This window comes from Ereboglobus sp. PH5-5 (assembly GCF_029504805.1).
In the GTDB taxonomy this organism is placed as follows: Bacteria; Verrucomicrobiota; Verrucomicrobiia; order Opitutales; family Opitutaceae; genus Ereboglobus.
In genome coordinates this window covers 28,741-50,468 of the sequence record NZ_JAQFIT010000015.1, presented here as the reverse complement: position 1 = coordinate 50,468, position 21,728 = coordinate 28,741, and the positions used below count along the sequence as shown (strand labels likewise).

Here is a 21,728-nt window from a genome sequence, read left to right as displayed (position 1 = left end):
GCCAAAAAGTTTGCGCCGGGCCCGCGCACCCGCCGTCATGGGCGCTCACCAATTGCGCAAAATGATCGTTGGCGTCCATCCGCTCGCAGGCTTCGACAAGCTCCTCCACTACCAGGTGCCGGAGGGGCTGCGCGCGCACATGCAAGTCGGCTCGCTGGTGCGCGTGCCGATTGTCAACCGCATGCACCTGGGCATCGTCGGCATGATCGGCGCGCCCGACGATTTCCCGGTGAGCAAGCTCAAGAACGTCACGCAATTGCTGCACCCCTTCCCCGCGCTGACGCCCGACCTGCTTTCGCTCGCGCGCTGGATGGCCGCCTACTACGCGTGCGGCCTCGACGCGATCATCGAAACGATGCTGCCCGCCTCCGTGCGCAACGGCGCGGGGCTGAAAACCGAAAAACAACTCGCGCTCGTTCGCCGGCTCGACGTGCCGGAGCTCGAAACACTCAACCGCCGCGCGCCGCAGCAGGCCAAGCTCTACGCGTTTCTCGCGCAGCAATTCAAGCCGCAGCGCAAGTCGCTCGTGCTTTCGCGCCTCGGCATCACCGCCGCGGTTTCCAACGCGCTCGTCAAACGCGGCATTATTCGCGAGGAGGAGCGCCGCGTCGAGCGCATCGCCTACGACGACGACTGGGCCGCCGGCGAAATCGTCGCCGCGCATCCTCCCGCGCTCAACGACGAGCAGCGCGCGGCGTCCGATGCGCTCGCGGCATCGTTGCGAGAGGGGAAATTCGGCGTGTCGCTGCTGCACGGCGTCACCGGCTCGGGCAAGACGGAGATTTACCTGCACGCGATCCACGACGTGCTCGAGGCGGGCGGCGGCGTGATTTTTCTCGTGCCCGAGGTCGCGCTCACGCCGCAAACCGTGGCGCGCCTGCGCGGACGGCTCAACGCGCTCATCCCGCACCACGGCGCGGTGGTCTGGCACAGCCACCTCTCCGACGGCGAGCGGCTCGACGGCTGGCTCGCGCTGGCGACGGGCGAGAAGCGCATCGTGGTCGGCGCGCGCTCGGCGATTTTTGCACCCGTGCAAAACCTGCGGCTCATCGTCGTGGACGAGGAGCACGAGCCCGCCTACAAGCAGGACGAGACACCGCGCTACCACGGACGCGATGTCGCGGTGATGCGCGCCAAGCTCGCCGGCGCGCACTGCCTGCTCGGCTCCGCGACGCCGTCGCTCGAGTCATTTTTCAACGCGCAAAACGGGCGCTACCGCCTGCTGCAACTCCCGCGGCGCATCGACTCGCGCAAGCTGCCCGACATCGACATCGTCGACATGCGCATCGAGATCATGCGCACGCGCGGCATGACCACGCTCTCGCGCCAGCTCGTGGGCGCGATGCGGGATCGATTCGAGAAGCGCGAGCAGACGATCCTCTTCATCAACCGCCGCGGCTATTCATCGAGCATGCTTTGCTCCGAGTGCGGACACGTCGAGGCGTGCGAGCATTGCAGCATCGCGATGACGTATCACCGCCACGACGAGCAACTGCGCTGCCATCTTTGCGGCGCGGAACGCCCCGCGCCCCTTCGCTGCCCGAAATGCGGCTCGCTCAAAATCCGCTGGCGCGGCCTCGGCACGCAGCGCGTCGAGGAGGCCGTGCGCCATGTGCTTCCGCATGCTCGTATTGAAAGAATGGATACGGACACAATGTCGCGCAAAAACCGTTTTCGCGAGGTGCTCGCTCAATTCCGCTCGGGCAAGATCGACGTGCTCGTGGGCACGCAGATGATCGGCAAGGGGCTCGATTTCCCGAACGTCACGCTCGTCGGCCTGGTCGACGCGGACATCTCGATGCACGTGCCGGACTTCCGCGCGAACGAGCGCACATTCCAGCTTCTCGTGCAGGTGGCCGGGCGCGCCGGGCGCGGAGACCGCGCGGGCGAGGTGGTTGTGCAGACCTTCACACCGCAGTCCGAGGCAATCCAGTTTTCGCGCCACGCGGACTTCGCCGGATTCGCGGCGGGCGAGTTAAGGATGCGCGAACAATTCCTCTACCCTCCCTACCGGCACCTGATCCAGCATGTGTTTCGCGGGCCGAATCCCGAAAAGCTGCAGTTTTTCGCCGAGCAATGGGCACGAAAAATCGAGCAGACTCTCGGCGACAAAGTCGAGCTGCGCGGCCCCGCGCCCTCGCCAATTGAAAAGATAAAGGACGAATACCGCTACCAACTCTGGTATTTCACGGCGCAAGTGACAAAAGTCGTGGCGGAGATCGCGAAATTGCGCCAGGATTTTGCCTGGCCCGACGACATGATCCAAGTGCTCGACGTCGATCCGGTGAGCCTGATGTAGCCGGGCCGCCGCGAGTCTTTCTGCTTTCTTAATTCTTAATTTTTAATTCTTAATTTCACTCATGTCCGATGTCATCGCACCCAAAACCCAATGGCCCGCCGCGCTCGCCGACTCACCGTCGATCGCCGTGATCGAGCAGGCCATCCAGACCGGACGCCTCTCGCACAGCCTGCTCCTTTCCGGTGACGACATCGAAATCCTCGCCAGCATCGCCGATTGCACCGCCGACCGCATTCTCAACACACACGCCTCCTCCGCCTATTTTGCGCCCGCGAACCATCCGGATTGTTTCACGCTGCGCCCCGCGGGAAAAGTCCGCCAGATCGGCGCCGACGCCACGCGCGCGCTCATCGGAAAAGTGCAGGTTTCGCCAAATGTTTCGGTCAAGAAAACCGCCATCATTTACGAGTGCGACCGCATGAACCCCGCCTCGGCAAACATCTTCCTGAAAACGCTCGAGGAGCCGCCCGCCAACACCACGATCATTCTCCTCACCACGCGCCCCTATTCGCTGCTTCCCACGATCCGCAGCCGCTGCCTCAACTTCCGCTTCCCGAGCATCCCCGCCGCCTATTCGCCCGACGGCTGGGGCGCGTGGCTCGCCGACTACAAGGCGTGGCTCGCGCGTCTTGCCGGCCCCAAAATGGAAAGGCGCGATGTCGCCGACAGCATCTTCACCGTCTATGGATTGGTCTCGCGCTTCGGCGTGATTCTCGAATTCGCAACCGACGAGATTTGGAAAAAACAAAAGGAGAATCTCCCCGCGGACATCGGCGAGGCCGAGCAAATCGCCATTGAAACCGGCATCGCCAACGACCTGCGCACGCGTCTTTTCATCGAAATCGAACAGGCCACGCGCGACTTTGCCGTGCCGGCAATCGTTGCCGAAAACCCCAAGGCAAGCCGCGCGCTCACCGAGGCCGTTGCCAAGCTCGAGCACGCCACCGGCCTCCTGCGGGTGAACATGAACGAATCCGCCGCGCTGGAAAGTTTTCTGCTTTCATCCCTGCGCATCTGGACGACGGCGAAATAAGCGGGAGCGCGCCCGGCGGCGCGCCTTGTTCTACAACAACTCGTCCTGCGCGCCAACCGCCGCCTTCAAACCGATCGCGTGATAACCTTTCGGCGTGATCATACGGCCCTGCGGCGTGCGCTGCAGGTAGCCTTCCTGGATTAGAAACGGCTCGTGCACTTCCTCGAGCGTTTCGGATTCCTCGCCCACGGCGACTGCGATCGTGCTCATGCCGACCGGGCCGCCGCGATAGTTCTCCGCGATGATGCGCAACATGCGCTTGTCCATTTCGTCGAGGCCGGTCGCGTCGATTTCGAGCAGTTCCAGCGCCGCCGCCGCGACCTCGCGCGTGATCACGCCGGTCTTGGTTCGCTCCTGCGCATAGTCGCGCACGAAGTTGATCAGGTTGTTCGCCACGCGCGGCGTGCCGCGGCAGCGCATCGCGATTTCCCTCGCGCCGGTTTCCTCAATGCGCACGCCCAACAGGCCGCAACTGCGCTTGATGATTCCGGTGAGCGTGGGCACGCCGTAATAATCGAGCCGCGTTTGCAGCGTGAAACGCGAGCGCAGCGGCGCGGTGAGCAGACCCGCGCGCGTCGTCGCGCCCACAAGCGTGAACTTCGGAATCGACAGGCGCACGCTGCGCGCGTTCGGCCCCTGGTCGATCATGATGTCGAGACGGAAGTCCTCCATCGCCGAATACAAATACTCCTCGACCGCCTTCGGGATGCGGTGAATTTCGTCGATGAACAAAATGTCGCCCTCCTCCAAATTGGTGAGCAGCCCCGCCAGGTCGCCCGCCTTCTCGACAACGGGGCCGGAGGTCACGCGCACATTTTTCCCCATCTCGTGCCCGAGGATGAAACACAGCGTCGTCTTGCCCAGACCCGGGGGCCCGCTGATCAAAATATGGTTGAGCGGATCGCCCCGCCGGCGAGCGGCATCCGTCATCACCTTCAACCGCTCCACGGTTTTCGGCTGGCCCGCAAAATCATCGAACGACAACGGGCGCAACGCCGACTCCGCCGCCGTCACCGGCGCGGTGAGCGCGTTGCTGATATAGCCGAGGCCTTTGTTGGGTTCGGGAGCGGAAGCCATGGGACAAAACAGAAGTCGAAAACGGAAACGTGACGAGCGAAATGATGCCGGCGGGTTTTCGCCCGCGGCGCGGCGCCCGAATCCCGACCCTGCGTTTTCCATTGGATTTCGCCGCGATTTCGCTACGTGTTTCGCATTACACCACGGAATGAAACACAAGCAGAAGCACCACACGGTTTATTTTTCCGGCGAGCTCTTTTCCCAGAAACACCTCATTGGAAACGCGTATCTCGCGGAGGCGATTTATGAAAAGTCGCACGGGCGGTTTTTGTGCGTGCTCCCGCAAAACATCGAGCACGGAAAATCATCGAGCCGCGCGGCCCGCGACCGCGACATCAAGGAGCTGCTCGAGTGCGACCTCGCGCTTTTTAATTTCGAGGGAACCGCGGTCGATTCGGACACGCTCGCCGCGTTCATGATCGCGAAGTTTGCGGACATTCCCGCCGTCGTTTTGCGCAGTGACACGCGCGGCGACGCATGGACGGCGATGGCCGGATTTTTCCCGCGCACCGTAAAGGTGGTTGTCGACAGCCCCGGCCTTTACAAAACGTCGATGAAACGCCGGCGCATCGCGGCGATCGACGAGATCGTGCGGCTCGCGGGGCAGCACAGCTCGGTTTACGCGCAGTTGATGTGCGAGCAAATCGCGCAGGCGTGCGTGCGCGCGCTCGACCGCGCGATCAAAACAAAACCGCGCATGCCGAAACATTTGTGCGAGGAAGTTTACAGCTGGCTCGCGCTCATGCCCGGTTTCAAGGGCAAGGAAAAGGTGCTGCGCAAACACATAAGCCGCATCCTCGAAAACAAAATCGACCGCGACCTGTTGTGAGCGGCAAAAAACGCCGCGCCACAAATTTTAACACAAGCCGTTCCGGGCCGATTCATGCCGGCCGCCGGCACGGCGGTTTTAAAACACGCTGTTCTTTCCGCGTCCGGCGAATTGCAACCCGAGGCGGTTTGCGCGCCGGGTGAGGCGGATGGGCGAGTCGAATGAGGCGGAAAGCGTTTTGCCGGTGAGCGCCGTGGCGAGCGGGCCTTGCGCGACGATTTTTCCGGCGCGAAGCACGAGCGCGTGCGTGATGGCGGGTGTGATTTCCTCGACGTGATGCGTGACAAGGACGAGCGCCGGGCAGGCGCGCCGGCGGGCGAGCTTTTCGATGAAAGCGAGAAAGTGTTCGCGCGCCACGGGGTCGAGCCCGGAGCAGGGCTCGTCGAGGATGAGCAGGCGCGGGTTGGCCATGAGCGCGCGCGCGATGAGGATGCGCTGGCGCTCGCCCTGCGAAAGGTGGAGCCATTCGCGGCGCGCAAGGTGCCCGATGCCGGCGAAGCGGAGAAGCTTGAGCGCGGCGGTCTCGTCGGCGCGGGTGTTTTTTATCCAAAGGTCAAGCTGCGCGTATTTGCCGCTGATCACGGTTTCGATGGCGGGCTCGGCGGGCGGAATCGAGGCTTGGAGCGAGGTGGTGACAATGCCGATTTGCAGGCGCAGGTCGCGCCAGTCGCACTCGCCGTAGGTGTGGCCGAGCACGGAAACGTCGCCCGCGGTGGGCGAGATGTATCCGGTGAGCGCGCGCAGCAGCGAAGTTTTGCCGCAACCGTTGGGGCCGAGGATAACCCAGTGCTGTCCGCGCGCGACGCGCCATGTTATATCGTCGAGAATGACGGTTTGCCCGCGCTCAAGGCGCAGGCCGGAGACGTCGAGGATGGGCGCGTTTTTCGCGGGCGTGGCGGCGGGCTTTTTCATGTGAAACAAAACATGAAACACAGGGCGGCGCGGCGTGCCAAGCGCGGAGCGAACAGGGAGGGCGCATGGCGGGGGATTGCGGCCGCGCACAATGCGGCTTGGCAGCGGGCGTTTCATTTGGGATACGTTTTTTGCATGAGCCTCCAGCGCGATTATATTTTGCGGCTTCTCGACCAACTGCGGGAATTTCTTTCGCAAGTTGTGCGGCTGCGCGAGGCGGAGCGGCCTGATGACGCGATGATGGCGATCCTGCAGGCGCAGGAACGCTTGTTCGGGCGCAAGGCGGCGTTGTTCATGGGACTCGCGCCGGAGGAGCAGTTTCGCGCGCTGACATTAGGCGAGGCGGCGGACGAGGCGCGCGCAAAATGCCTGCTGCAAGCCGACCTGCTGTCGGAAATGGCGCGGGTGTATGTTTACAAGGAGCAACAGGCGCTGGCGCGCGGCGCGTGGCAGTATGCGCGGCAGTTGCTGGAGTTGACGGCGGAAAAATTTCCCGGCGCGGGAATCGACGAGCGGATCGCCGCCGCGCGACGCGAGATCACGCTGCTAAGATAAAAACACGGGCGATCTGATCGCGCGTCAGAATGGCGTGGTGTCGAGTTCCTTGTCGAACTTCTCGAGGAAATCCGCAAAGGCGCGATCATAGGCGCGCTGCCAGTTTTCATCACTTGCAACCTGGCCCTTGTTCATACCATGGCCGCGTATGGTGACGCTTGCGGGCGAGCCCGCCCTTGTGAGCGTAATCGTGCAGACGACTTTGGCCTCGAAGGAAATCGTCCACATTCCCGGCGTGAACCACGCCCAAAATTCATCGACCGAAACCGACGCGGTCACGGGCGCGGAGCCATCGGTTGCGATTTTATAACCGCGTTTTTTGAGCGCGGCCTCGACAAGGGCCTGGGCGCGCTGTGGGACGGATTCGTTGTTGGCCAGGGCGATGTCGCCCATCGCTTTTCCAAAACCGTTGCGCTGGCGTCCGATCATTTTTGATTTTTGTTCGGGCGTCATGGTCGAGACATCGCCGTTGATTGAGGGCACTGACGCATCAAGCGGGTTGTTTTGAAATTCGCGATTGTCCGCAACCGAAGTGATCTGGATGGCACCCCTGTCAACGGCCCCCGGAGTGACCTGAGGAACGCCAAGGGAAACCGAACGCCGACCGGTAACACAGCCGCTGAGCAGGGCTACGCTGGTGAGTAACAAGACAATGAGGCACTTTCTCATAATATGGAGGTGGGATTTGTTGGAGTTTAGATCGCGCATGAATTTATGCTCTCCACAAGCTGATAGCGTCAAGTGCGCTTCAACACATACCCGCAATATCGGGTCCCAAAGAGGAGCAATCAACAACATGGATGCGGCGATGTTTTTTCAGGCAGTCCATTGCGCTTTATTTCCCGGAAAAAAACAGTTTCATGCGAAACATGAACATACCCCTGCGCCTGTGCGTTGTTTTGGCCCTGATAGTTTTGCCAGTGAAAACATGCGGCGCGGAATTTGTCGCGCCGTCGGAGGAGGCGCGCGCACGAGCGCTGGGTGATGTTTCGGACGAGTCCGAACCGTTTCGAAAACTGCTCGCGGCGGATGCGGACTTTGAGGTTATTGCAAAGCCGGGGCCGAGTGACTGGCTGTCGCGCCACAAGGAACGCGGGCAAACTTTTCCGGATTACAAGCGGAGCAACGCCAACCGGCCCGACAACGCGCGCCGCGTGATTTATCTTTTTCCGATCGGAAAATTCGAGGAGGAAGCGAGCCCGTCGCTGGAGGCGTTGCGCGAATATGCGGCGGTGTTTTTTCAAATGGAGGTGCGAGTGCTTCCGGTTTTCGAGCCTGCGGAGGAGTTGTTCTCGCCGCGCATCAACAAATACAGCGGGAAACGGCAGATTCTCACGGGAAGCATCATGGCGTTTTTGCGCGAATTGCTGCCAAAGGACGCCTACTGCATGATCGGGGTGACAATGACTGATTTGTATCCGCAGGCGTCGTGGAATTTTGTGTTCGGGCAGGCGTCACTGAGGGAACGCGTGGGCGTGTTCAGTTTCGCGAGGCATGATCCCGCGTTCCTCGGCATCGGAATGACGGGACGTCCGGCGGACTTCGGAAAGCGGATGTTGTGGCGAAGCTGTCACACACTCGCGCATGAGATCGCCCACATGTTTGGATTGTGGCACTGCGTTTATTATCAATGCCTGATAAACGGCTCGAACACGTTGGCCGAGGCGGACCGGCAGCCACAGCATGCGTGCATAATCTGCCTCCGAAAACTGCGCGAGGTGATCCGCTTTGACCCCGTGAAACGCTACCGCAAACTGGAGGCCGTTTATCGCAAGCACGACATGACCGACGAAGCGGAATGGGTGAAAAGGCAATTGGCGAAGGTGAAGTGACAATTGCAAGATGAGCGAAACCGGAGTGGCGGGCGGCGTTTCATAACGCCATAGGGCGGGGCAAAACATCATCGGCACGCCGTGTTGCGAGGTTTTCGACAGCGCGGGGCTTCCGCCAGTCTTCCACTCAATGTCGCGCCCATTGCGCAGATTGCACTATCCGTTTTGGCAAACGATGAATCTCGATTGACCGTTCAACTGTTTTTTACAGCATCACTAAGCGTTTCTAAAAATTAGAAACAGCGACGCGAACGTCCTTTCGCTTTTTTATACCCATTTCAAAAGATGAAAAAATATATATTGATATTATTCACATTTCTCAGCCCGCTTGCGTTTGCAGGACGACATTTCGACAAGGCTCTCGAGCTTTATGCAAAAGGGCCGTCTGCGGCAAACCAAGTCATCTCCGAGCTTGAACTTGAGCTTAAGGATAACCCCGAGAATGAGCAGGCGCTTGTGTTGCTCGCCATTGTCCAAAGAGGACAGGCAAAATTTGATGATTCAATTGAGACCTTAAAAATTGCAGAAAATATATATATTAAAAAAGAAAAACTCAATCCACAGATATACATGCTGATAGTGGAAAATTATTACTTCAAAAAAGATTACAAAAAAACGAAGGAGCTTTTGACGGCGTATAGGGCGCTTTTTCAAGACTCCGAAGAGCTAAAAACCAAATGGAATGCGCTTTCCGAGGCGGTTGAAAAGGCGCTGGATGAACCAGAAAAAAAGTCGGACGCAAAAGAACAATACAATCTTGGCCTTGCGCATTTAATGCGAGGCACGCCCAAGGACATATCCACCGCATTCAAATACTTCCAAACTGCGGCTGAACAGGGGCATGTAAACGCTCAATACAACCTCGCCTACATGTATAAAATGGGGCAAGGCACATCAAAAGATCTCCCGTCCGCGTTCAAATGGTATCAAAAGGCAGCTGAACAAGGAAATGCGTGGGCGCAACACAGCCTCGCGCTTATGTATCGCGCTGGCGAAGGAACACCCCAAAACCTCCCTGCTGCAGTCAAGTGGTTTCAAAAGGCGGCTGAACAAGGCGACTCCAAGGGACAATACAACCTTGCCACCATGCATTACCATGGTGCGGGCACACCCAAGGATCTGCCCGCAGCGTTCAAATTGTATCAAAAGGCTGCCGCACAAGGTCATGGAGAAGCGCAGTTTCAGCTTGCCGTTGCATACTATGATGGCGAAGGCATCGACAAGGATGAGGTCGAAGCGCTCGCCTGGCTTTATACAGTCAAAGCGAACCAAAAAGAACTCACTGACTCACTTGAAGCCAAGGCTAATGCCCTTATCAAAAGGCTTGAGAAAGACCTTCCTAAAAAATCGATCAAGCAAGCTCGGCAAAACGCCAAACAAATCCAAGCCGGGATAACCGTTCGCTAGATTTTAAGGTTTTTGTAGGACGAAGCCTCTGGTCGCGTCAATCATCCCCAGCCCCGAGGGCTGGCAACTGTGCTACAAAACCGCGCCACGGGTGCGCTGGCGGTAGGCGGCGGGGGTTTCACTGAAGGCTTTTTTGAAGACGCGGGTGAAATAACTTTGGTCGCTGAAACCGCAGGATTGGGCGATTTCGGCGACAGGGGCGTTTTCACGGGCGAGGCGGCGGCGGGCGTTGTCGAGGCGGATGCGGAGGAGCAGCCCGGTAAAGGTGGCCCCGGCGTGCTCGCGCATGAGGTGCGAAAAATGCCCGGGGGAAAGACCGGCGGCGCGGGCAACTTCGTCGCGTGTGAGGTCGTTGGCGTAGTGTTGCTCGATGTGGGCGACGGCGCGGGCGAGCTGCACGGCGTTGGGGTGCGCGGCGGGCGCGCCCATCGCGTCGATGAGCTGCTCGAGCATGTCGCAGAGCCAGCGCGAAAGGTCCTCCTGTGAATGCACGTCGGCGAGCTCGGTGAGCGAACGGTAGTTGAGGCCGAGGACTTTTTCGGGTTCGGCGCCGGCTTGCACCGCGGCGCGGGCCATCATGACGACGAGTTCGAGCGAGAGGGTTTTGAGCAGGCTGCGACGTCCGGCGCCGCGCGCGTAGATGGCCGTGAGTATGCGGTTGATGATGCCGCGCGCCTCGGCGCGCTCGCCGCGCTGGATGGCGGCGAGGAGCGCGGGTTCCTCGTGAAGATAGGCGCTGCGGATTTCGTCGTAGAGGCGTTCCTTGAGATCGTGCAGGGCCTCGGCGCGACCCGACTCGCGGCGCGCCGCAAGGCGGTTTTGCTCAAGGAGCGCGGTGTTGGTGAGGTTTTCCCGCGCGGCAAGATTGAGGAGGCCGTGACTGGCCGAGAGCAGGCTGCGGTCAAGCTCGCCGGCGGAGCCGTCGGGCTCAAGGGGGACGCCGGCAACGAGAAGCCCGCCGAGCGTTTGCTGGTTGCGCATCACGGGCACGGCCCAGAGCGCGTTTCCACAAGGGCAGCACATGATGCAGGGCTCGCCCCAGCGGAGAGTTTCCTCGAGCGCCTGGTTGAAAAAGGCTGAATGACTGAAAGGCTGAAGGGCTGAGGGACCGGCGGCGCGGGCGGTTTTTGTATCCGTGCAATGGATACGACCGGCGAGAACCTTGCCGGCGGAGTCGATGGCGGCGAGATCGAGACCGTGCGCGCGCTTGTAGCGGGCTGCAAGTTTTTCAAACGCCACCTGGGTGAGGATGCCGGGGAAAAGAGGAGGGAGGCCGGAGGTTTGGCCCCTGGTTTTCTGGTCTCCGGCACTCTGGCCTCTTGTCTTATTCATGGTTGAGTTTCCACGCGGCCGCGAGGCCGCGGAGCGTGAGATCGGGGACAACCTCGAAGGGAGTTTTGAGCCGGTCGCGCAAGAGGGCGGCGGAACCGCCGGTGCTGTAAATGCGCGGGTTTGTTTCGCCGCGCCTGGCAAGGTCGGCGATCACGGTGTCGAGGAGCGCCTGGATCATTCCACCAAAACCAAGCACGGTGCCGATGCGCATGGCCTCGATTGTGGACTGGCCGACGGCGCGGGTGACGTCGATTGATTCGTCGAGGAGGGGGAGTTGCGCGGTTTGCTCGTGGAGATAACGGCGCATGAGCTCGACGCCGGGGGCGATGATGCCGCCCTCGTATCCGTGCGCGCGGGTGATGATGTCGAATGTGACCGCCGTGCCCATGTCGATAACGACGGCGGGGAGCTCGCCGAGAAGGCGCGCGGCGGCGGCATTGGCGAGGCGATCCTGCCCGATTTCCCCCGGGCGCGGGTAAGTGATGGGGACGCCGAGTTTTTTGTCGTGCGTGAGGTGGAGCGCGGGAAGCGAAAACTTGTCGCGCGCGAGGACGCGGCGGAGCGCCTCGGTGGCGGCGGGAACGACGGAGCAGTAAGCGAGCCCGATGATTCCGGGCTGGCGCGCGAGGAGATCGGCGATTTTCGGACCGATGCCGCTGGCGGGGTCCTCAAGGGTGCGCGTGGGCGTGTCGTATTGCGCGCGCGCGCCGTCGCCTTCGGCTACGACGCCGTAGTGCGTGTGGGTGTTGCCAATGTCTATGCAAAATAACATCTGCAGTGTGTGTGTAAGCTTGATGAAAAATTCCAAATCCCAACGCCCAAATTTCAAAAAAATCTCAAATCACGAAATTCAAAACCTCAAAAATGACTATTCCAGTTTTTTAATGATAGCGGACAAAATGAAACGCAGCTCATGAGATTCTTGCGCGAGAATATTTCTTTGCTTATCCAGCGCCGCGGCTTCACCGATATGAACAAGTCGCAGCCAAAGTCCGCATTCCTTGGCTTCTTTTCGGCTGATTTGAAAGTGAAGCAGCTTGTCTTTTTCACCAAGGGATTCGTTGGCTTCAATGCAATTGGCGGCAACGGAGCCGGACGCCCTGACGAGCTGTTTCACGTCCTCCATGTTTGAAATGGTTCGCGGAAGTTTTCTCGCAAACGACCTGATGTTTGCGGCAAACTCGGCAGTGCGTGCTTCCAAATTTTCCGGCGGGGGTTTCATGGGGTTTTGTTTTTTGGGATTTCTTTGGAATTTGGATATTGGGATTTGGAATTTTTCTCAATTGTGACTTCCCCGGCGCGGACTTTTTGGGGGCGGCCGGATTCGGGTTTCAGGATGAGCGAGCCTTCGGGGTCGATGCCGCCGGCGATACCGGTGAGGCGTTCGTTGCCGGAGAGAATGGTGATGGGTTTGCCGCGCAGGAGATCGTGTTTTTTCCAAAGCGCGGCGAGGGTCGCCGCCGTGGCCTCGGGTTCGTCGATGAATTGCTCGTAGGCGTCGAGAATGCGCGTGATGAGCGCGGCGGTGAAGATGTTCATGTCGAGCGGGGCGCCGTCGTTTTGCTCAATGAGCGAAGTCGCAACGGGCCGAAGCTCGGCGGGCCAGCCGGCGGGCGCGCTGTTGATGTTAAGGCCGAGGCCGAAGATGAGGTCGCGTATCTGGTCGGCATCGATGCGGGCCTCCGTGAGCATGCCGCCGGCCTTGCGAGTGCCGAAAAGAAGGTCGTTGGGCCATTTGATGCCGGGAGTATTTTTCACATGCGCCGTGACGAGATCGCAAATGTTGACGCCCATCCAGAGCGTGAAGGTTTGCATGTGCGAAGGAGTGGCGCGCGGACGAAAGGCGAAGGTGATGTAAAGATTGCCGTTTTCCCTGCTGTGCCAGGGGCGTCCGAAACGTCCGCGTCCCTTGGTTTGGGCGCGGGAAATCACGATGAATGGCGCGGGGCAATTTGCGGCGAGCTGGCGCGTGGCCTCGTCGTTGGTGCTGTCGAGCGTTTCGTGAACGATGATGGCCGGCGTGTGTTTGCGCGGGCCGACTAGGATGCGCAGAAGCGCGGCATGGGGCGACTCGGGAAGGCTCGCGATGCGGTAGCCGACGTTGCGAATCGCCTCGAAATCGAATCCCTCGGCGCGGAGTTTTTGCAGATGCTGCCAAACCGCGACGCGCGTGATGCCGAGATTCTCGGCAAGCTGCTCGCCCGAAATGAAGCGCGCGCGGTCTTCGAGAAGCGCGCGGAGGATGCTGGTTTCAAGGTTGTGACCGGGCATTGCGAGAATTGCTTTTTCAGCTTTTCCAATCGAGGCCGATATCGACCCAGATGCTTTGGTGGACGAGCGCGCCGGTGGATACGAAGTCGAGTCCGAGCGCGGCGAGTTTGGGAAGTGTTTTCAAGGTGATGCCGCCACTGGCCTCGGTGAATGCGCGCCTGCCGACAAGGGCGACCGCACGCTTGAGCATGGCGGGGGTGAAGTTGTCGAGGAGGATGACGTCGGCGCCGGCGTCGAGCACGGGCGGGATTTGGTCGAGACGGTCAACTTCCACTTCGACGGGAAGGCCGGTTTTCTTTGCGCGGGCGACGGCGGCGGCGAGCCCGTCGTTGGAGCCGAGGAGCGCGAGGTGGTTGTCCTTCAGCATGACGCGGTCGAAGAGGCCGAGCCGGTGGTTCCAGCCGCCCCCGCAAGCGACTGCGTATTTTTCGAGCATGCGGTAGCCGGGCGTGGTTTTGCGCGTGTCCAAAAGCCGGGTGCGCGACTTGCCGAGGGCGTCCGCATAGAGCCGGGTTTGCGTGGCGACGCCGGAGAGTCGCTGGAGAAAATTGAGGATGATGCGTTCGGCGGCGAGGAGCGCGCGCGGATCGCCGGAGAGCGTGGCGAGCGTGCCGCCGGGGCGGATGCGGCTACCGTCCCTGGCGCGAAGCTGGACGGAAACGCCGGAGCCATAGGCGGCGAGTATGACGGGCAGGAGCGGAAGTCCGCATGCGACGAGCTCCTGGCGGGCGACGAGATTTGCGGCGGCAGCGCGCGGCGCGGCGGCGATGCTGCCCGTGGAACGATCACCGGTTTTGCGCGGACGGGCGCGCAGGCCGAGTCCGGCGAGATCTTCGTCGCGGGCGATTTCGACCAGGCGGCGCAGATACGCGGGGTCGAGCTCGTCCCAAGCGAGCCGTTTGATGAGCGAGCGGGCGATGGCGGTGCGGTTGCGTTTCATGAGATGCGGCGGTAGGTGCCGAGGTAGTGTTGCGAGCCGGGTTTGGTCGCGAAGGTTTCCGGGGCGACGCCGTCCATGCCGAGGCAGGTGCGGAGGCGGTTGCCGACGAGCTGGTAGATGCCGCGGAGGGTCATCGAATTTTTGTCGGACGCGCGGCGGCCCTCAATGAGAATGTGTGTTTCCGTGAGCGAGTATGTGCCGTCGAATGACGTCTCGCCGCCAAAGCGCACGGTGTAGTTGCCGTTGCGAAAAATGACTTCCGTTTTTTCAAGCACCATGTCGGGCGCGGCCTCGCCGGCGTATTCGAGGCGCACGGCAACCCAAACGCCCTCAATGGCGTGCGGCGCGGACGGCGGCGAATCTTGTGTTGATGGATGATGGCTCATCGTGACCGCACTATGCGGGGCGCGCGCGCGCGATTCCAGTGTTTTTGTGGGAATGGTTTCGGGGCGGTCATTCCAGTCCGCGCGCCTCGAGGTCGTCCTCGTCCCAACCGAGGTAGTGCCCGAGTTCGTGCAAATAGGTGAGACGCACCTCGTCGCGAAAAATCGCCATGTCGCCCTCCGCGTAATCATAGATGCTCTCCAAAAACAAAAGCACCTGGGCGGGCGCGACATTGCCCAGCCCCGGTTCGACACCGAGCGGATCGCCCACGAACAGGCCGAGGATGTCCGGCTCAAACTCGTCGTCCAAAATCTCCTCGCCAGGCCAGTCGTGATACACGACCGGCAAATCGGCGGCATACTTCGCGACATCGGGCGGCAGCTTGCGTTGCGCCTTCGCAACGGTTTTTTCGGCCTCGGCCACGAGTTTGGAGAATAGGGACATGCGGCAATCTTATCAAAAAGCATCAAATGCCAAAAAACGAGCGGGCGTTTTGCGTGCTCACGCCGGCCAGTTCCTCCGCGGAAACGTTGAAAACTTTTCCCGCCGCGTATTCCGCCGTGTGCCGCACGAAGGCGGGCTCGTTGGGTTTTCCACGGTGCGGCTCGGGCGTGAGATAGGGCGCGTCCGTCTCGACCATGAAGCGCGAAAGCCCCTGCTCGCGCGCGGCTTCGCGCACAATTTCCGCGCTCTTGTAGGTGAGCACGCCGGTGAACGAGCCCCGCCCGCCGCGTTGCATGAGCTCGCGCATTTGCGGCGCGCCCTCGACAAAGCAGTGAAACACCACGCGAGTCCAATCAACGCCGCTTTCGTCGATCATCCGCACGCATTCGTCAAACGCGCCGCGCGAATGAATCACGACCGGGCACGCAAGACTGCGGGCGATTTCGAGCTGCGCGGCAAACGCGGCGCGCTGCCACGCGAAAATCCGGTTGGCGAGCGCCTCGTCGTTTTTCGGAAGATGAAAGCGGTCGAGCCCGCACTCGCCGAGCGCGACGGGAAGCGGATCGTTTTCATGGCGCGTCCAGAATTGCCCGATCTGCGAAACCTCCCGCTCCCAGTTCTCATCGACCGAGCACGGATGCAGCCCGGCCGAATAATGCACAAACCCGCGATGCGCGGCGGCGAGCGAACGGTAGAGCGCCCAGTCGTCGGTCGAGGTGCCGATGGTGATCATGGCGGAAAGCCCGGCCTCGCGCGCGTTCGCCAGCGCGGCGTCAAGCGTTCCCTTGCGGTGGAAGGATTCGAGATGTGTGTGCGTGTCGATGAGCATGGATTTTTAAAACAGGCGACCCGATGGAAACGCCGGTGTCACTTTAGATACAGCGGCGCGTAACGCTCCTCCAAATAACGCAGCAGCCATTTAGGCGAAAGCTCGCCGCCGGTTGCGTGGCGCACGAGTTCGAGCGTGTCGTGTTGCTTGCCTTGCGAGTGGATTTTTTCGCGCAGCCATTTCAACATCCACGAAAAATCCCCCCGGGCAAAATCATCCTCGAGCGCGGGACGCTCGGCCAGCGCGGAATACCAAAGCTGCGCGGCCACCATGTTGCCAATGCAGTAGCTCGGAAAATATCCAAACGACGCGGCGCTCCAATGCACGTCCTGCAAAACGCCCTCGCGGTCGTTTTGCGGCTCAAGCCCGAGGAGCTCCCGCGACGCGGCGTTCCACGCGCGCGGCAGGTCGGCGATGGCGAGCTCGCCGGAAAACAGTTTCTTTTCCAGTTCGAAGCGCAGAATGATGTGCAGGTTGTATGTGACCTCGTCGGCATCGACGCGAATGAGCGTTGGCTGCACGGCGTTGACCGCGAGGTAAAATTCGTCCGACGAAATCGCGCGCATCTGCTCGGGGAACGCCGCGCGGAACTTGGGCTCGAACCAACGCCAGAAACCGCGGCTGCGGGCGACTTGATTTTCCCACAGGCGGCTTTGCGATTCATGCACGCCCATGCCCGCGGCCTGTCCGAGCGCGGTGTGGCGCACGCCGGCGGTCAACCCCTGCTCGTAAATGCCGTGCCCTGCCTCATGGATCGCGCTGAAAAGCGAATCGAGCGGGTTGTTTTCGTCGTAGCGCGTCGTCATGCGGATGTCGTCGCCCGTGCCCGAGCAAAACGGATGGATCGAAATGTCGATGCGGCCGTGATTGTAGTCGAACCCGATGCGCTCCGTGACATCGCGGAGAAACGCGTGTTGTTTCTCCACGGGAAATCCGCGCAAAAGATCGGGCCGCGCTTTCACCGGCGACTCGGTGATGCGGCGCACGAGCGGCGCCAAGCCGGCTTTCAGTTCATCGAAGAGCTTTTCGGTCACCGCCGCGTTCATGCCGGGATCGTGCTGGTCGATCATGTAATCGTAAGCCTCGGCGCCTGTGCCTCCATGCCCGAGATGCGCGGCTTCGCGCCGCACAAGCTCGATGTTTTTTTCCAGCATTGGCGCATAGGAGGCAAAGTCCGATTTCTCGCGCGCGGCGGCCCACGCATGATAAGCGCGACTGGTTTGCGCGGCTTTCTCGCGGACAAATTCGGCGGGAAGTTTTGTCGCGCGGTCATAATCGCGGCGCGCACAACGGATGATTGCGCGCTCGGGCGCGGTCAGTTTTTCGAACGCCTCCGGACTTTCGAGCGCGGCGAGTTGTTCACCGATGCGCGGATCGCTCACCGCCGCATGCGCCGCCTCGGCCAGCGCGGAAAGCTGCTCCGCGCGATGCTCCGCCCCGCCGGGGGGAAGATAGACCTGCTCGTCCCAGCCGAGGAGCTCGGTAATCGTGAGAAACAAATGCGGGCGCTTGAGAAGCGAGGAAAGTTTGGCAACGGAACCATCAATGAGTTTTGACATGTTACAAATAAAACAGCGCCCAGTGGCGCTACGCAGCAAGAAATTCAAAAAACGAAGCTGTTTTTATCAACACCCACTCTTCCTTTATTATAAAAGCTGGCTGAACAATGTGCGCGCCGGAACAACCACGGGAGCGGATTCCTTGAAGCAATCCGCATTCACATACGGCATGTCCAAGACAACCTGAAATGCGTGCGCCGCCTTGGTTTCCCTTTGAAAATAACCAAGTGCGGGAGAAATTGTCGTCTCCGAATGTTTGACCTCGGCCAAAAACCAGGGCTTGCGATCGCGCGTCACGAGGAAGTCGACCTCCCGCTTCATTTTGTCGCGCAAGTAGTATAATTCAAAGCGACCCAAGCCCATGTCGGTCCACCCCTCCACCGCCTTAAGCAAGTGACAGGCGGCAAATGTTTCCGCACGCGCACCAACGTCCTCAATGCCGGACCAATCGCGCAAAAACCACTTGGGCTCCTTGCGCAACGCCTTGTTGATATTCTTGAACCAAGGGCGCACCAAAAATCCATAGTGCAACCGGCCGAGCAGATCGACCCAACGCTTTATTGTGTTCACCGAAACGCCGATCTCGGAGGCAAGGTTGGCATACACGAGTTGCTGCGACGAACGTTCCGCCAGCAATTGGACAAGCACCTCGACAGTGCCCAAATCCTGCAACTGGCTCACCTCGCGCAGATCCTCCCTGGAAAGCTGCTCCTGCCGCAGTGTGTTCCACCGTCTGGTGAAACGGGCGTCTCTTTTAAGAAATGGCTCCGGAAATCCGCCATGCGCCCACAGCGCATCCCAATCGGCATCGGTTACGTTTTTTGGCAAACGAACAGGATTGGCCGGCATGTCCGTGTGCAGACATTCCGCGACCGACCACGGATGCATTCGATAAAGCAAATATCTGCCCATGAGGCTGTCGCCGCCCCGTCGAAAAACATCCAGACGCGAGCTCCCCGTAACAACCACTTTTATTTTTTTTCCGTATGTATCAAAAAATCCCTTCAGCAGTGTTTTCCATTTCGAATACTTGTGTAGTTCGTCAAAGGCCACAACCGGCGGTTTCTCGCGCAACTGATCAATGCCTATTTTATCCGCCATGACGGACGGCCCCGACAACATTAGGCGTCGATCGTCAGTGTTGTCCCAATTCCAGCAAACATCGGCTGTGCCTTCGCACACGGTCGTTTTTCCAACCTGCCTCGGACCGCTGACAAATGCCATCTGACGATATTCTTTGAGATGCCATGCAAGCAGGGAATCGTAAAAACGGAGGCGCTGTGACATGAGACCGTTTTGCCGGACGTGGCAAAATAGTCCAGACTAATTTGCCGCAGTCGGCAAAATGGTCCTTTAGGCGAATGGCCTTTCGCCCGCCACCACGCGCACGTCCACGCCGGCGTCTTCCAGGGCGGTTTTGAAATGCTCCGGGATGCCGTCGTCGGTCACGAGCATGTCGATGTCCTCAAGCGATCCGATGCGGCCGAAACCTCGTTTGCCGAACTTCGACGAGTCCGCCAGCACCACCACTTGGGACGCCACTTGCATCATCTTTTGCGTGAGCGTGGCCTCCTCCACCGTGGAGGCGGTGACGCCGTATTCAAGGTCCAGTCCGTCGACGCCGATGAACAATTTCGAGCAGACGAGGTTGGCGAGCCCGGAGGCGGAATAATCCCCGCGCACGGAAAGCGAGTTGTGATTCACGTTGCCGCCGAGTTGCAGCACGTCGATGTTTTCCTGCTCGCATAGCAGCATGGACACGCGCAACGACAGCGTGACGACGTTCAGGTGGCGCACCGGCTTGAGCACCGCGGCAAAGGCCTCGACGGTCGAGCCGGAGCCGATGATCACCGAGTCGTCCTCCAAAATGTGCCGCGCCGCCTCCAGTCCGATCAGGCGCTTTTTTTCGCTGTTCAACTGCCCCTTCACTTTCACGTTCACGTCGCTCACGTGCGGGTTGGCTTTGCTGGCGCTGCCGTGCATGCGGTAGAGCATGCCTTTTCCCTCAAGCATCTTGAGGTCGTTGCGGATGGTGACTTTTGTCATGCCGAGACGTTCCGCGAGGTCCGTGACGCGCACGAATCCGTGCGTGTTGAGAAGGTCGAGAATATACTTATGTCTTTCGGCGATGCTTAACATGGGATGGTTGCTTTCGGGTTAACATCACGACGATGCCTTTTTCCCGGGTCCTTGAAAGAATGTTCTAAATTAAATCTCGCAATCCAATAGCCGAAAAAAGGCGCAGGAGGCGTGAAAAAATTTCATATCATAAAATGCATTTCTTTATTTTTGAGCCTTTTGCGCCTTTTTGCGGCTATTCCAATTTTGATTCTTTCCCTATCTTTTTTCGCCGGCTCCGGCGTTTTCAATGCGTTCCAGATCGCCGTAGCCGTCGGCCTTGGTGTTCCACATCAGCATGAGGATGCCCATGCCGATGAACGAGACGACGATCAGCGCCAGGTAGGTGTAATTCCATCCGTAGTGCTGAGCCACGTAACCGAAACCCACGCCCGAAATCATCGTGCTCGCGTAGCCGAACATGCTCTTGAATCCGTTGGCCGTGGCCGCGGCTTTTTTGGTCGCCTGGTTCGCGGCCGCGATGCCGATGAGCGCCTGCGGTCCGTAGATGCAGAATCCGGCGGCGCAGAGTGTCGCGTAATAAATCCACACGGGAATCCCCGGCTCGAGTCGCCAGAATATCGCCATGAAAATGGCCGTGCCCAGCATGCAGAACACGCAGGTGCGGTGCGCCCTGCCGCCGAGCCACCGGTCGGTGGCGTATCCCGCGAAAAGCATTCCCGCGATGCCCGCGATTTCGAACATGGCGACAAGCCAGCCCGCGTGCGCGAGGCTCACGCCCTTGGAATCGCTCAGGAGAAACGGCCCCCAGTCGAGCACCGCGAAGCGCACGATGTAGACAAAAAAATTGGCGAACGCGAGAATCCACATGATCGGATTGCCGAACACTTTTTTGCGAATCAGCAGCTTGGTTTCGGCGGACTGTTCTTTTTTGGTGGCGTTTTTCCTGACCTCGGTGCCCTCCAGTTCGGGCAAGCCGACGGACGCGGGCGTGTCGCGCAGCGTCATGAAAAGCGCCGCCGAGCCCGCCAGCGCGATCAGCCCGGGAATCCAAAAGCACCATCTCCACGCCCCGACGTGATTCGGCCCCTCGCCCATGTTGGTCATGATGTAGCCGCACATGATGACCACCAGGCCCGCGCCCACCGAGTGCGAGGTGTTCCAAATCGACATTTTTGTGGCGAGCTCCCTTGGCGGAATCCAATGGGTCAGCAATCGCGCGCATGGCGGAAATCCCGCGCCCTGCAAGATGCCGTTGAGCACCCACATGAGGCCCAGAAAGAGCACGATTGTGCTGGTGAACCGCGCCCCGTCGTGCTCGCCCGTGAGGAACGCCGAGACATCCGCCCCGAAGCCGAAAAATATGTTCACCGATGCGCACAGGAGGAGTCCGATCGACATATACCAGCGCGCGTTTTTGCGGTCCGCGAACATCCCGTTGACGAGTTGCGAGACGCCGTAGATCAGCCCGTTGAGCGTGAGGAAAATGCCGAGCTGGGTTTTGGTGACGCCGAGGTCGGCCTCGATGCCGGGCATGGCGAGCGAAAAGTTTTTGCGCACAAAATAGAACAGCGCGTAGCCAAACATCGTCCCTATCAGCGTGCGTGTCTGCCAGTATTTGAATCTCTGTTTTTGCTCGGGGGTCATTTTGGGTTGTTCGGCTTATTTGGGTTGGCGGACTATTATTATTAATTTCGAAACAAAGGGGACGTTGCATGAAGCCCAACGGGCTTCCGTCTCATAGCCCGGGGTTGCGAGCGTGGCGAGCTACCCCGGGAATAATGAAAAGACAACCAACCCCAACGGGGTTGCGGCCTGTGGTGTGTCCGGCGTGGATTTTCAGCAGACACAACCCCCTCGGGGTTGTGTTTTCTTTTTCATCAAACCCAAGGTAGGCGCTCGCAACTCGCGCCAACCTTGGGCTATGAGACACATCCCCGTTGGGG

At 60.0% G+C, this 21,728-nt stretch carries 21 protein-coding genes; 6 read left to right on the top strand and 15 right to left on the bottom strand.

Annotated elements, in window-relative coordinates; translation table 11 throughout:
* Positions 1–61: 61 nt before the first annotated feature.
* Positions 62–2,299, top strand: coding sequence for a primosomal protein N' (gene priA, locus M2103_RS10775; protein WP_277510512.1), 2,238 nt, complete (start codon positions 62–64; stop codon positions 2,297–2,299).
* 61 nt (positions 2,300–2,360) lie between these two features.
* Positions 2,361–3,332: a DNA polymerase III subunit delta' gene (locus M2103_RS10770; protein ID WP_277510510.1), complete on the top strand. Its 972-nt coding sequence runs from the start codon at positions 2,361–2,363 to the stop codon at positions 3,330–3,332.
* 30 nt (positions 3,333–3,362) lie between these two features.
* Here M2103_RS10770 and ruvB read toward each other — a convergent pair whose 3' ends face one another.
* On the bottom strand, positions 3,363–4,409 hold the full coding sequence (ruvB, locus tag M2103_RS10765; RefSeq protein ID WP_277510509.1) for a Holliday junction branch migration DNA helicase RuvB: 1,047 nt from the start codon (positions 4,407–4,409) through the stop codon (positions 3,363–3,365).
* 148 nt (positions 4,410–4,557) lie between these two features.
* On the opposite strand from ruvB, the gene M2103_RS10760 reads away from it, so the two are divergent.
* Positions 4,558–5,238, top strand: coding sequence for a nucleoside 2-deoxyribosyltransferase (locus M2103_RS10760; protein ID WP_108824614.1), 681 nt, complete (start codon positions 4,558–4,560; stop codon positions 5,236–5,238).
* A 78-nt stretch (positions 5,239–5,316) separates the two neighbouring features.
* Here M2103_RS10760 and M2103_RS10755 read toward each other — a convergent pair whose 3' ends face one another.
* Positions 5,317–6,150 (bottom strand): ABC transporter ATP-binding protein, encoded by an 834-nt coding sequence (locus M2103_RS10755; protein ID WP_277510507.1) that lies wholly within the window; start codon positions 6,148–6,150, stop codon positions 5,317–5,319.
* A gap of 135 nt (positions 6,151–6,285) precedes the next feature.
* Here M2103_RS10755 and M2103_RS10750 point away from each other — a divergent pair, with 135 nt between their 5' ends.
* Positions 6,286–6,705 carry a hypothetical protein gene (locus M2103_RS10750; RefSeq protein ID WP_277510506.1) on the top strand — a complete coding sequence of 140 codons (420 nt, stop codon included), beginning with the start codon at positions 6,286–6,288 and terminating at the stop codon, positions 6,703–6,705.
* Positions 6,706–6,729: 24 nt separating this feature from the next.
* On the opposite strand, the gene M2103_RS10745 is transcribed toward M2103_RS10750, so the two are convergent.
* Positions 6,730–7,374 carry a YajG family lipoprotein gene (locus M2103_RS10745; protein WP_277510505.1) on the bottom strand — a complete coding sequence of 215 codons (645 nt, stop codon included), beginning with the start codon at positions 7,372–7,374 and terminating at the stop codon, positions 6,730–6,732.
* 251 nt (positions 7,375–7,625) lie between these two features.
* Between M2103_RS10745 and M2103_RS10740 the strand changes: the two genes are divergently transcribed.
* Positions 7,626–8,537, top strand: a complete 912-nt coding sequence (locus M2103_RS10740; RefSeq protein ID WP_277510504.1) for an archaemetzincin — start codon at positions 7,626–7,628, stop codon at positions 8,535–8,537.
* 285 nt (positions 8,538–8,822) lie between these two features.
* The gene (locus tag M2103_RS10735; protein WP_277510502.1) at positions 8,823–9,944 is read left to right on the top strand and encodes a tetratricopeptide repeat protein; all 1,122 of its coding nucleotides are present in this window, start codon (positions 8,823–8,825) and stop codon (positions 9,942–9,944) included.
* A 72-nt stretch (positions 9,945–10,016) separates the two neighbouring features.
* Here M2103_RS10735 and M2103_RS10730 read toward each other — a convergent pair whose 3' ends face one another.
* The 12 genes from M2103_RS10730 to M2103_RS10675 all read right to left on the bottom strand — a co-directional run bounded on the left by M2103_RS10730 (position 10,017) and on the right by M2103_RS10675 (position 21,429).
* Positions 10,017–11,276 (bottom strand): helix-turn-helix domain-containing protein, encoded by a 1,260-nt coding sequence (locus M2103_RS10730; RefSeq protein WP_277510501.1) that lies wholly within the window; start codon positions 11,274–11,276, stop codon positions 10,017–10,019.
* Positions 11,269–12,048 carry a type III pantothenate kinase gene (locus M2103_RS10725; protein ID WP_277510499.1) on the bottom strand — a complete coding sequence of 260 codons (780 nt, stop codon included), beginning with the start codon at positions 12,046–12,048 and terminating at the stop codon, positions 11,269–11,271. Before M2103_RS10725 ends, M2103_RS10730 begins: the two co-directional genes overlap by 8 nt.
* Before the next feature lie 96 nt (positions 12,049–12,144).
* Positions 12,145–12,498 (bottom strand): four helix bundle protein, encoded by a 354-nt coding sequence (locus M2103_RS10720; RefSeq protein WP_277510498.1) that lies wholly within the window; start codon positions 12,496–12,498, stop codon positions 12,145–12,147.
* Complete coding sequence (locus tag M2103_RS10715) at positions 12,495–13,547, bottom strand: biotin--[acetyl-CoA-carboxylase] ligase (protein ID WP_277510497.1); 1,053 nt, start codon at positions 13,545–13,547, stop codon at positions 12,495–12,497. Before M2103_RS10715 ends, M2103_RS10720 begins: the two co-directional genes overlap by 4 nt.
* A 16-nt stretch (positions 13,548–13,563) precedes the next feature.
* A complete protein-coding gene (gene nadC / locus M2103_RS10710; protein ID WP_277510496.1) occupies positions 13,564–14,487 on the bottom strand; it encodes a carboxylating nicotinate-nucleotide diphosphorylase in 924 nt (307 codons plus the stop codon).
* A complete protein-coding gene (locus tag M2103_RS10705) occupies positions 14,484–14,873 on the bottom strand; it encodes a hypothetical protein (RefSeq protein ID WP_108824607.1) in 390 nt (129 codons plus the stop codon). Before M2103_RS10705 ends, nadC begins: the two co-directional genes overlap by 4 nt.
* Before the next feature lie 67 nt (positions 14,874–14,940).
* Positions 14,941–15,315 (bottom strand): metallopeptidase family protein, encoded by a 375-nt coding sequence (locus tag M2103_RS10700; RefSeq protein WP_108824606.1) that lies wholly within the window; start codon positions 15,313–15,315, stop codon positions 14,941–14,943.
* Between the two features lie 22 nt (positions 15,316–15,337).
* Positions 15,338–16,144 (bottom strand): TatD family hydrolase, encoded by an 807-nt coding sequence (locus M2103_RS10695; RefSeq protein ID WP_108824605.1) that lies wholly within the window; start codon positions 16,142–16,144, stop codon positions 15,338–15,340.
* A 38-nt stretch (positions 16,145–16,182) separates the two neighbouring features.
* Positions 16,183–17,703, bottom strand: coding sequence for a carboxypeptidase M32 (locus M2103_RS10690; protein WP_277510495.1), 1,521 nt, complete (start codon positions 17,701–17,703; stop codon positions 16,183–16,185).
* An 87-nt stretch (positions 17,704–17,790) separates the two neighbouring features.
* Complete coding sequence (locus M2103_RS10685; RefSeq protein ID WP_277510494.1) at positions 17,791–18,990, bottom strand: AAA family ATPase; 1,200 nt, start codon at positions 18,988–18,990, stop codon at positions 17,791–17,793.
* 66 nt (positions 18,991–19,056) lie between these two features.
* Positions 19,057–19,842, bottom strand: coding sequence for a DeoR/GlpR family DNA-binding transcription regulator (locus M2103_RS10680; RefSeq protein ID WP_277510493.1), 786 nt, complete (start codon positions 19,840–19,842; stop codon positions 19,057–19,059).
* 198 nt (positions 19,843–20,040) lie between these two features.
* Positions 20,041–21,429 (bottom strand): MFS transporter, encoded by a 1,389-nt coding sequence (locus tag M2103_RS10675; RefSeq protein ID WP_277510492.1) that lies wholly within the window; start codon positions 21,427–21,429, stop codon positions 20,041–20,043.
* Positions 21,430–21,728: the final 299 nt, after the last annotated feature.

What these genes read in the sequence shown, in the direction of transcription:
- priA (WP_277510512.1), top strand. Translation starts at nt 62, where the DNA reads ATGATCGTTGGCGTCCATCCGCTCGCAGGCTTCGACAAGCTCCTCCAC.
- M2103_RS10690 (WP_277510495.1), bottom strand. Translation starts at nt 17,703, where the DNA reads ATGTCAAAACTCATTGATGGTTCCGTTGCCAAACTTTCCTCGCTTCTC.
- M2103_RS10730 (WP_277510501.1), bottom strand. Translation starts at nt 11,276, where the DNA reads ATGAATAAGACAAGAGGCCAGAGTGCCGGAGACCAGAAAACCAGGGGC.
- M2103_RS10745 (WP_277510505.1), bottom strand. Translation starts at nt 7,374, where the DNA reads ATGAGAAAGTGCCTCATTGTCTTGTTACTCACCAGCGTAGCCCTGCTC.
- M2103_RS10705 (WP_108824607.1), bottom strand. Translation starts at nt 14,873, where the DNA reads ATGAGCCATCATCCATCAACACAAGATTCGCCGCCGTCCGCGCCGCAC.
- ruvB (WP_277510509.1), bottom strand. Translation starts at nt 4,409, where the DNA reads ATGGCTTCCGCTCCCGAACCCAACAAAGGCCTCGGCTATATCAGCAAC.
- M2103_RS10750 (WP_277510506.1), top strand. Translation starts at nt 6,286, where the DNA reads ATGAGCCTCCAGCGCGATTATATTTTGCGGCTTCTCGACCAACTGCGG.
- M2103_RS10760 (WP_108824614.1), top strand. Translation starts at nt 4,558, where the DNA reads ATGAAACACAAGCAGAAGCACCACACGGTTTATTTTTCCGGCGAGCTC.
- M2103_RS10675 (WP_277510492.1), bottom strand. Translation starts at nt 21,429, where the DNA reads ATGACCCCCGAGCAAAAACAGAGATTCAAATACTGGCAGACACGCACG.
- M2103_RS10725 (WP_277510499.1), bottom strand. Translation starts at nt 12,048, where the DNA reads ATGTTATTTTGCATAGACATTGGCAACACCCACACGCACTACGGCGTC.
- M2103_RS10735 (WP_277510502.1), top strand. Translation starts at nt 8,823, where the DNA reads ATGAAAAAATATATATTGATATTATTCACATTTCTCAGCCCGCTTGCG.
- M2103_RS10695 (WP_108824605.1), bottom strand. Translation starts at nt 16,144, where the DNA reads ATGCTCATCGACACGCACACACATCTCGAATCCTTCCACCGCAAGGGA.
- nadC (WP_277510496.1), bottom strand. Translation starts at nt 14,487, where the DNA reads ATGAAACGCAACCGCACCGCCATCGCCCGCTCGCTCATCAAACGGCTC.
- M2103_RS10755 (WP_277510507.1), bottom strand. Translation starts at nt 6,150, where the DNA reads ATGAAAAAGCCCGCCGCCACGCCCGCGAAAAACGCGCCCATCCTCGAC.
- M2103_RS10715 (WP_277510497.1), bottom strand. Translation starts at nt 13,547, where the DNA reads ATGCCCGGTCACAACCTTGAAACCAGCATCCTCCGCGCGCTTCTCGAA.
- M2103_RS10770 (WP_277510510.1), top strand. Translation starts at nt 2,361, where the DNA reads ATGTCCGATGTCATCGCACCCAAAACCCAATGGCCCGCCGCGCTCGCC.
- M2103_RS10700 (WP_108824606.1), bottom strand. Translation starts at nt 15,315, where the DNA reads ATGTCCCTATTCTCCAAACTCGTGGCCGAGGCCGAAAAAACCGTTGCG.
- M2103_RS10685 (WP_277510494.1), bottom strand. Translation starts at nt 18,990, where the DNA reads ATGTCACAGCGCCTCCGTTTTTACGATTCCCTGCTTGCATGGCATCTC.
- M2103_RS10680 (WP_277510493.1), bottom strand. Translation starts at nt 19,842, where the DNA reads ATGTTAAGCATCGCCGAAAGACATAAGTATATTCTCGACCTTCTCAAC.
- M2103_RS10720 (WP_277510498.1), bottom strand. Translation starts at nt 12,498, where the DNA reads ATGAAACCCCCGCCGGAAAATTTGGAAGCACGCACTGCCGAGTTTGCC.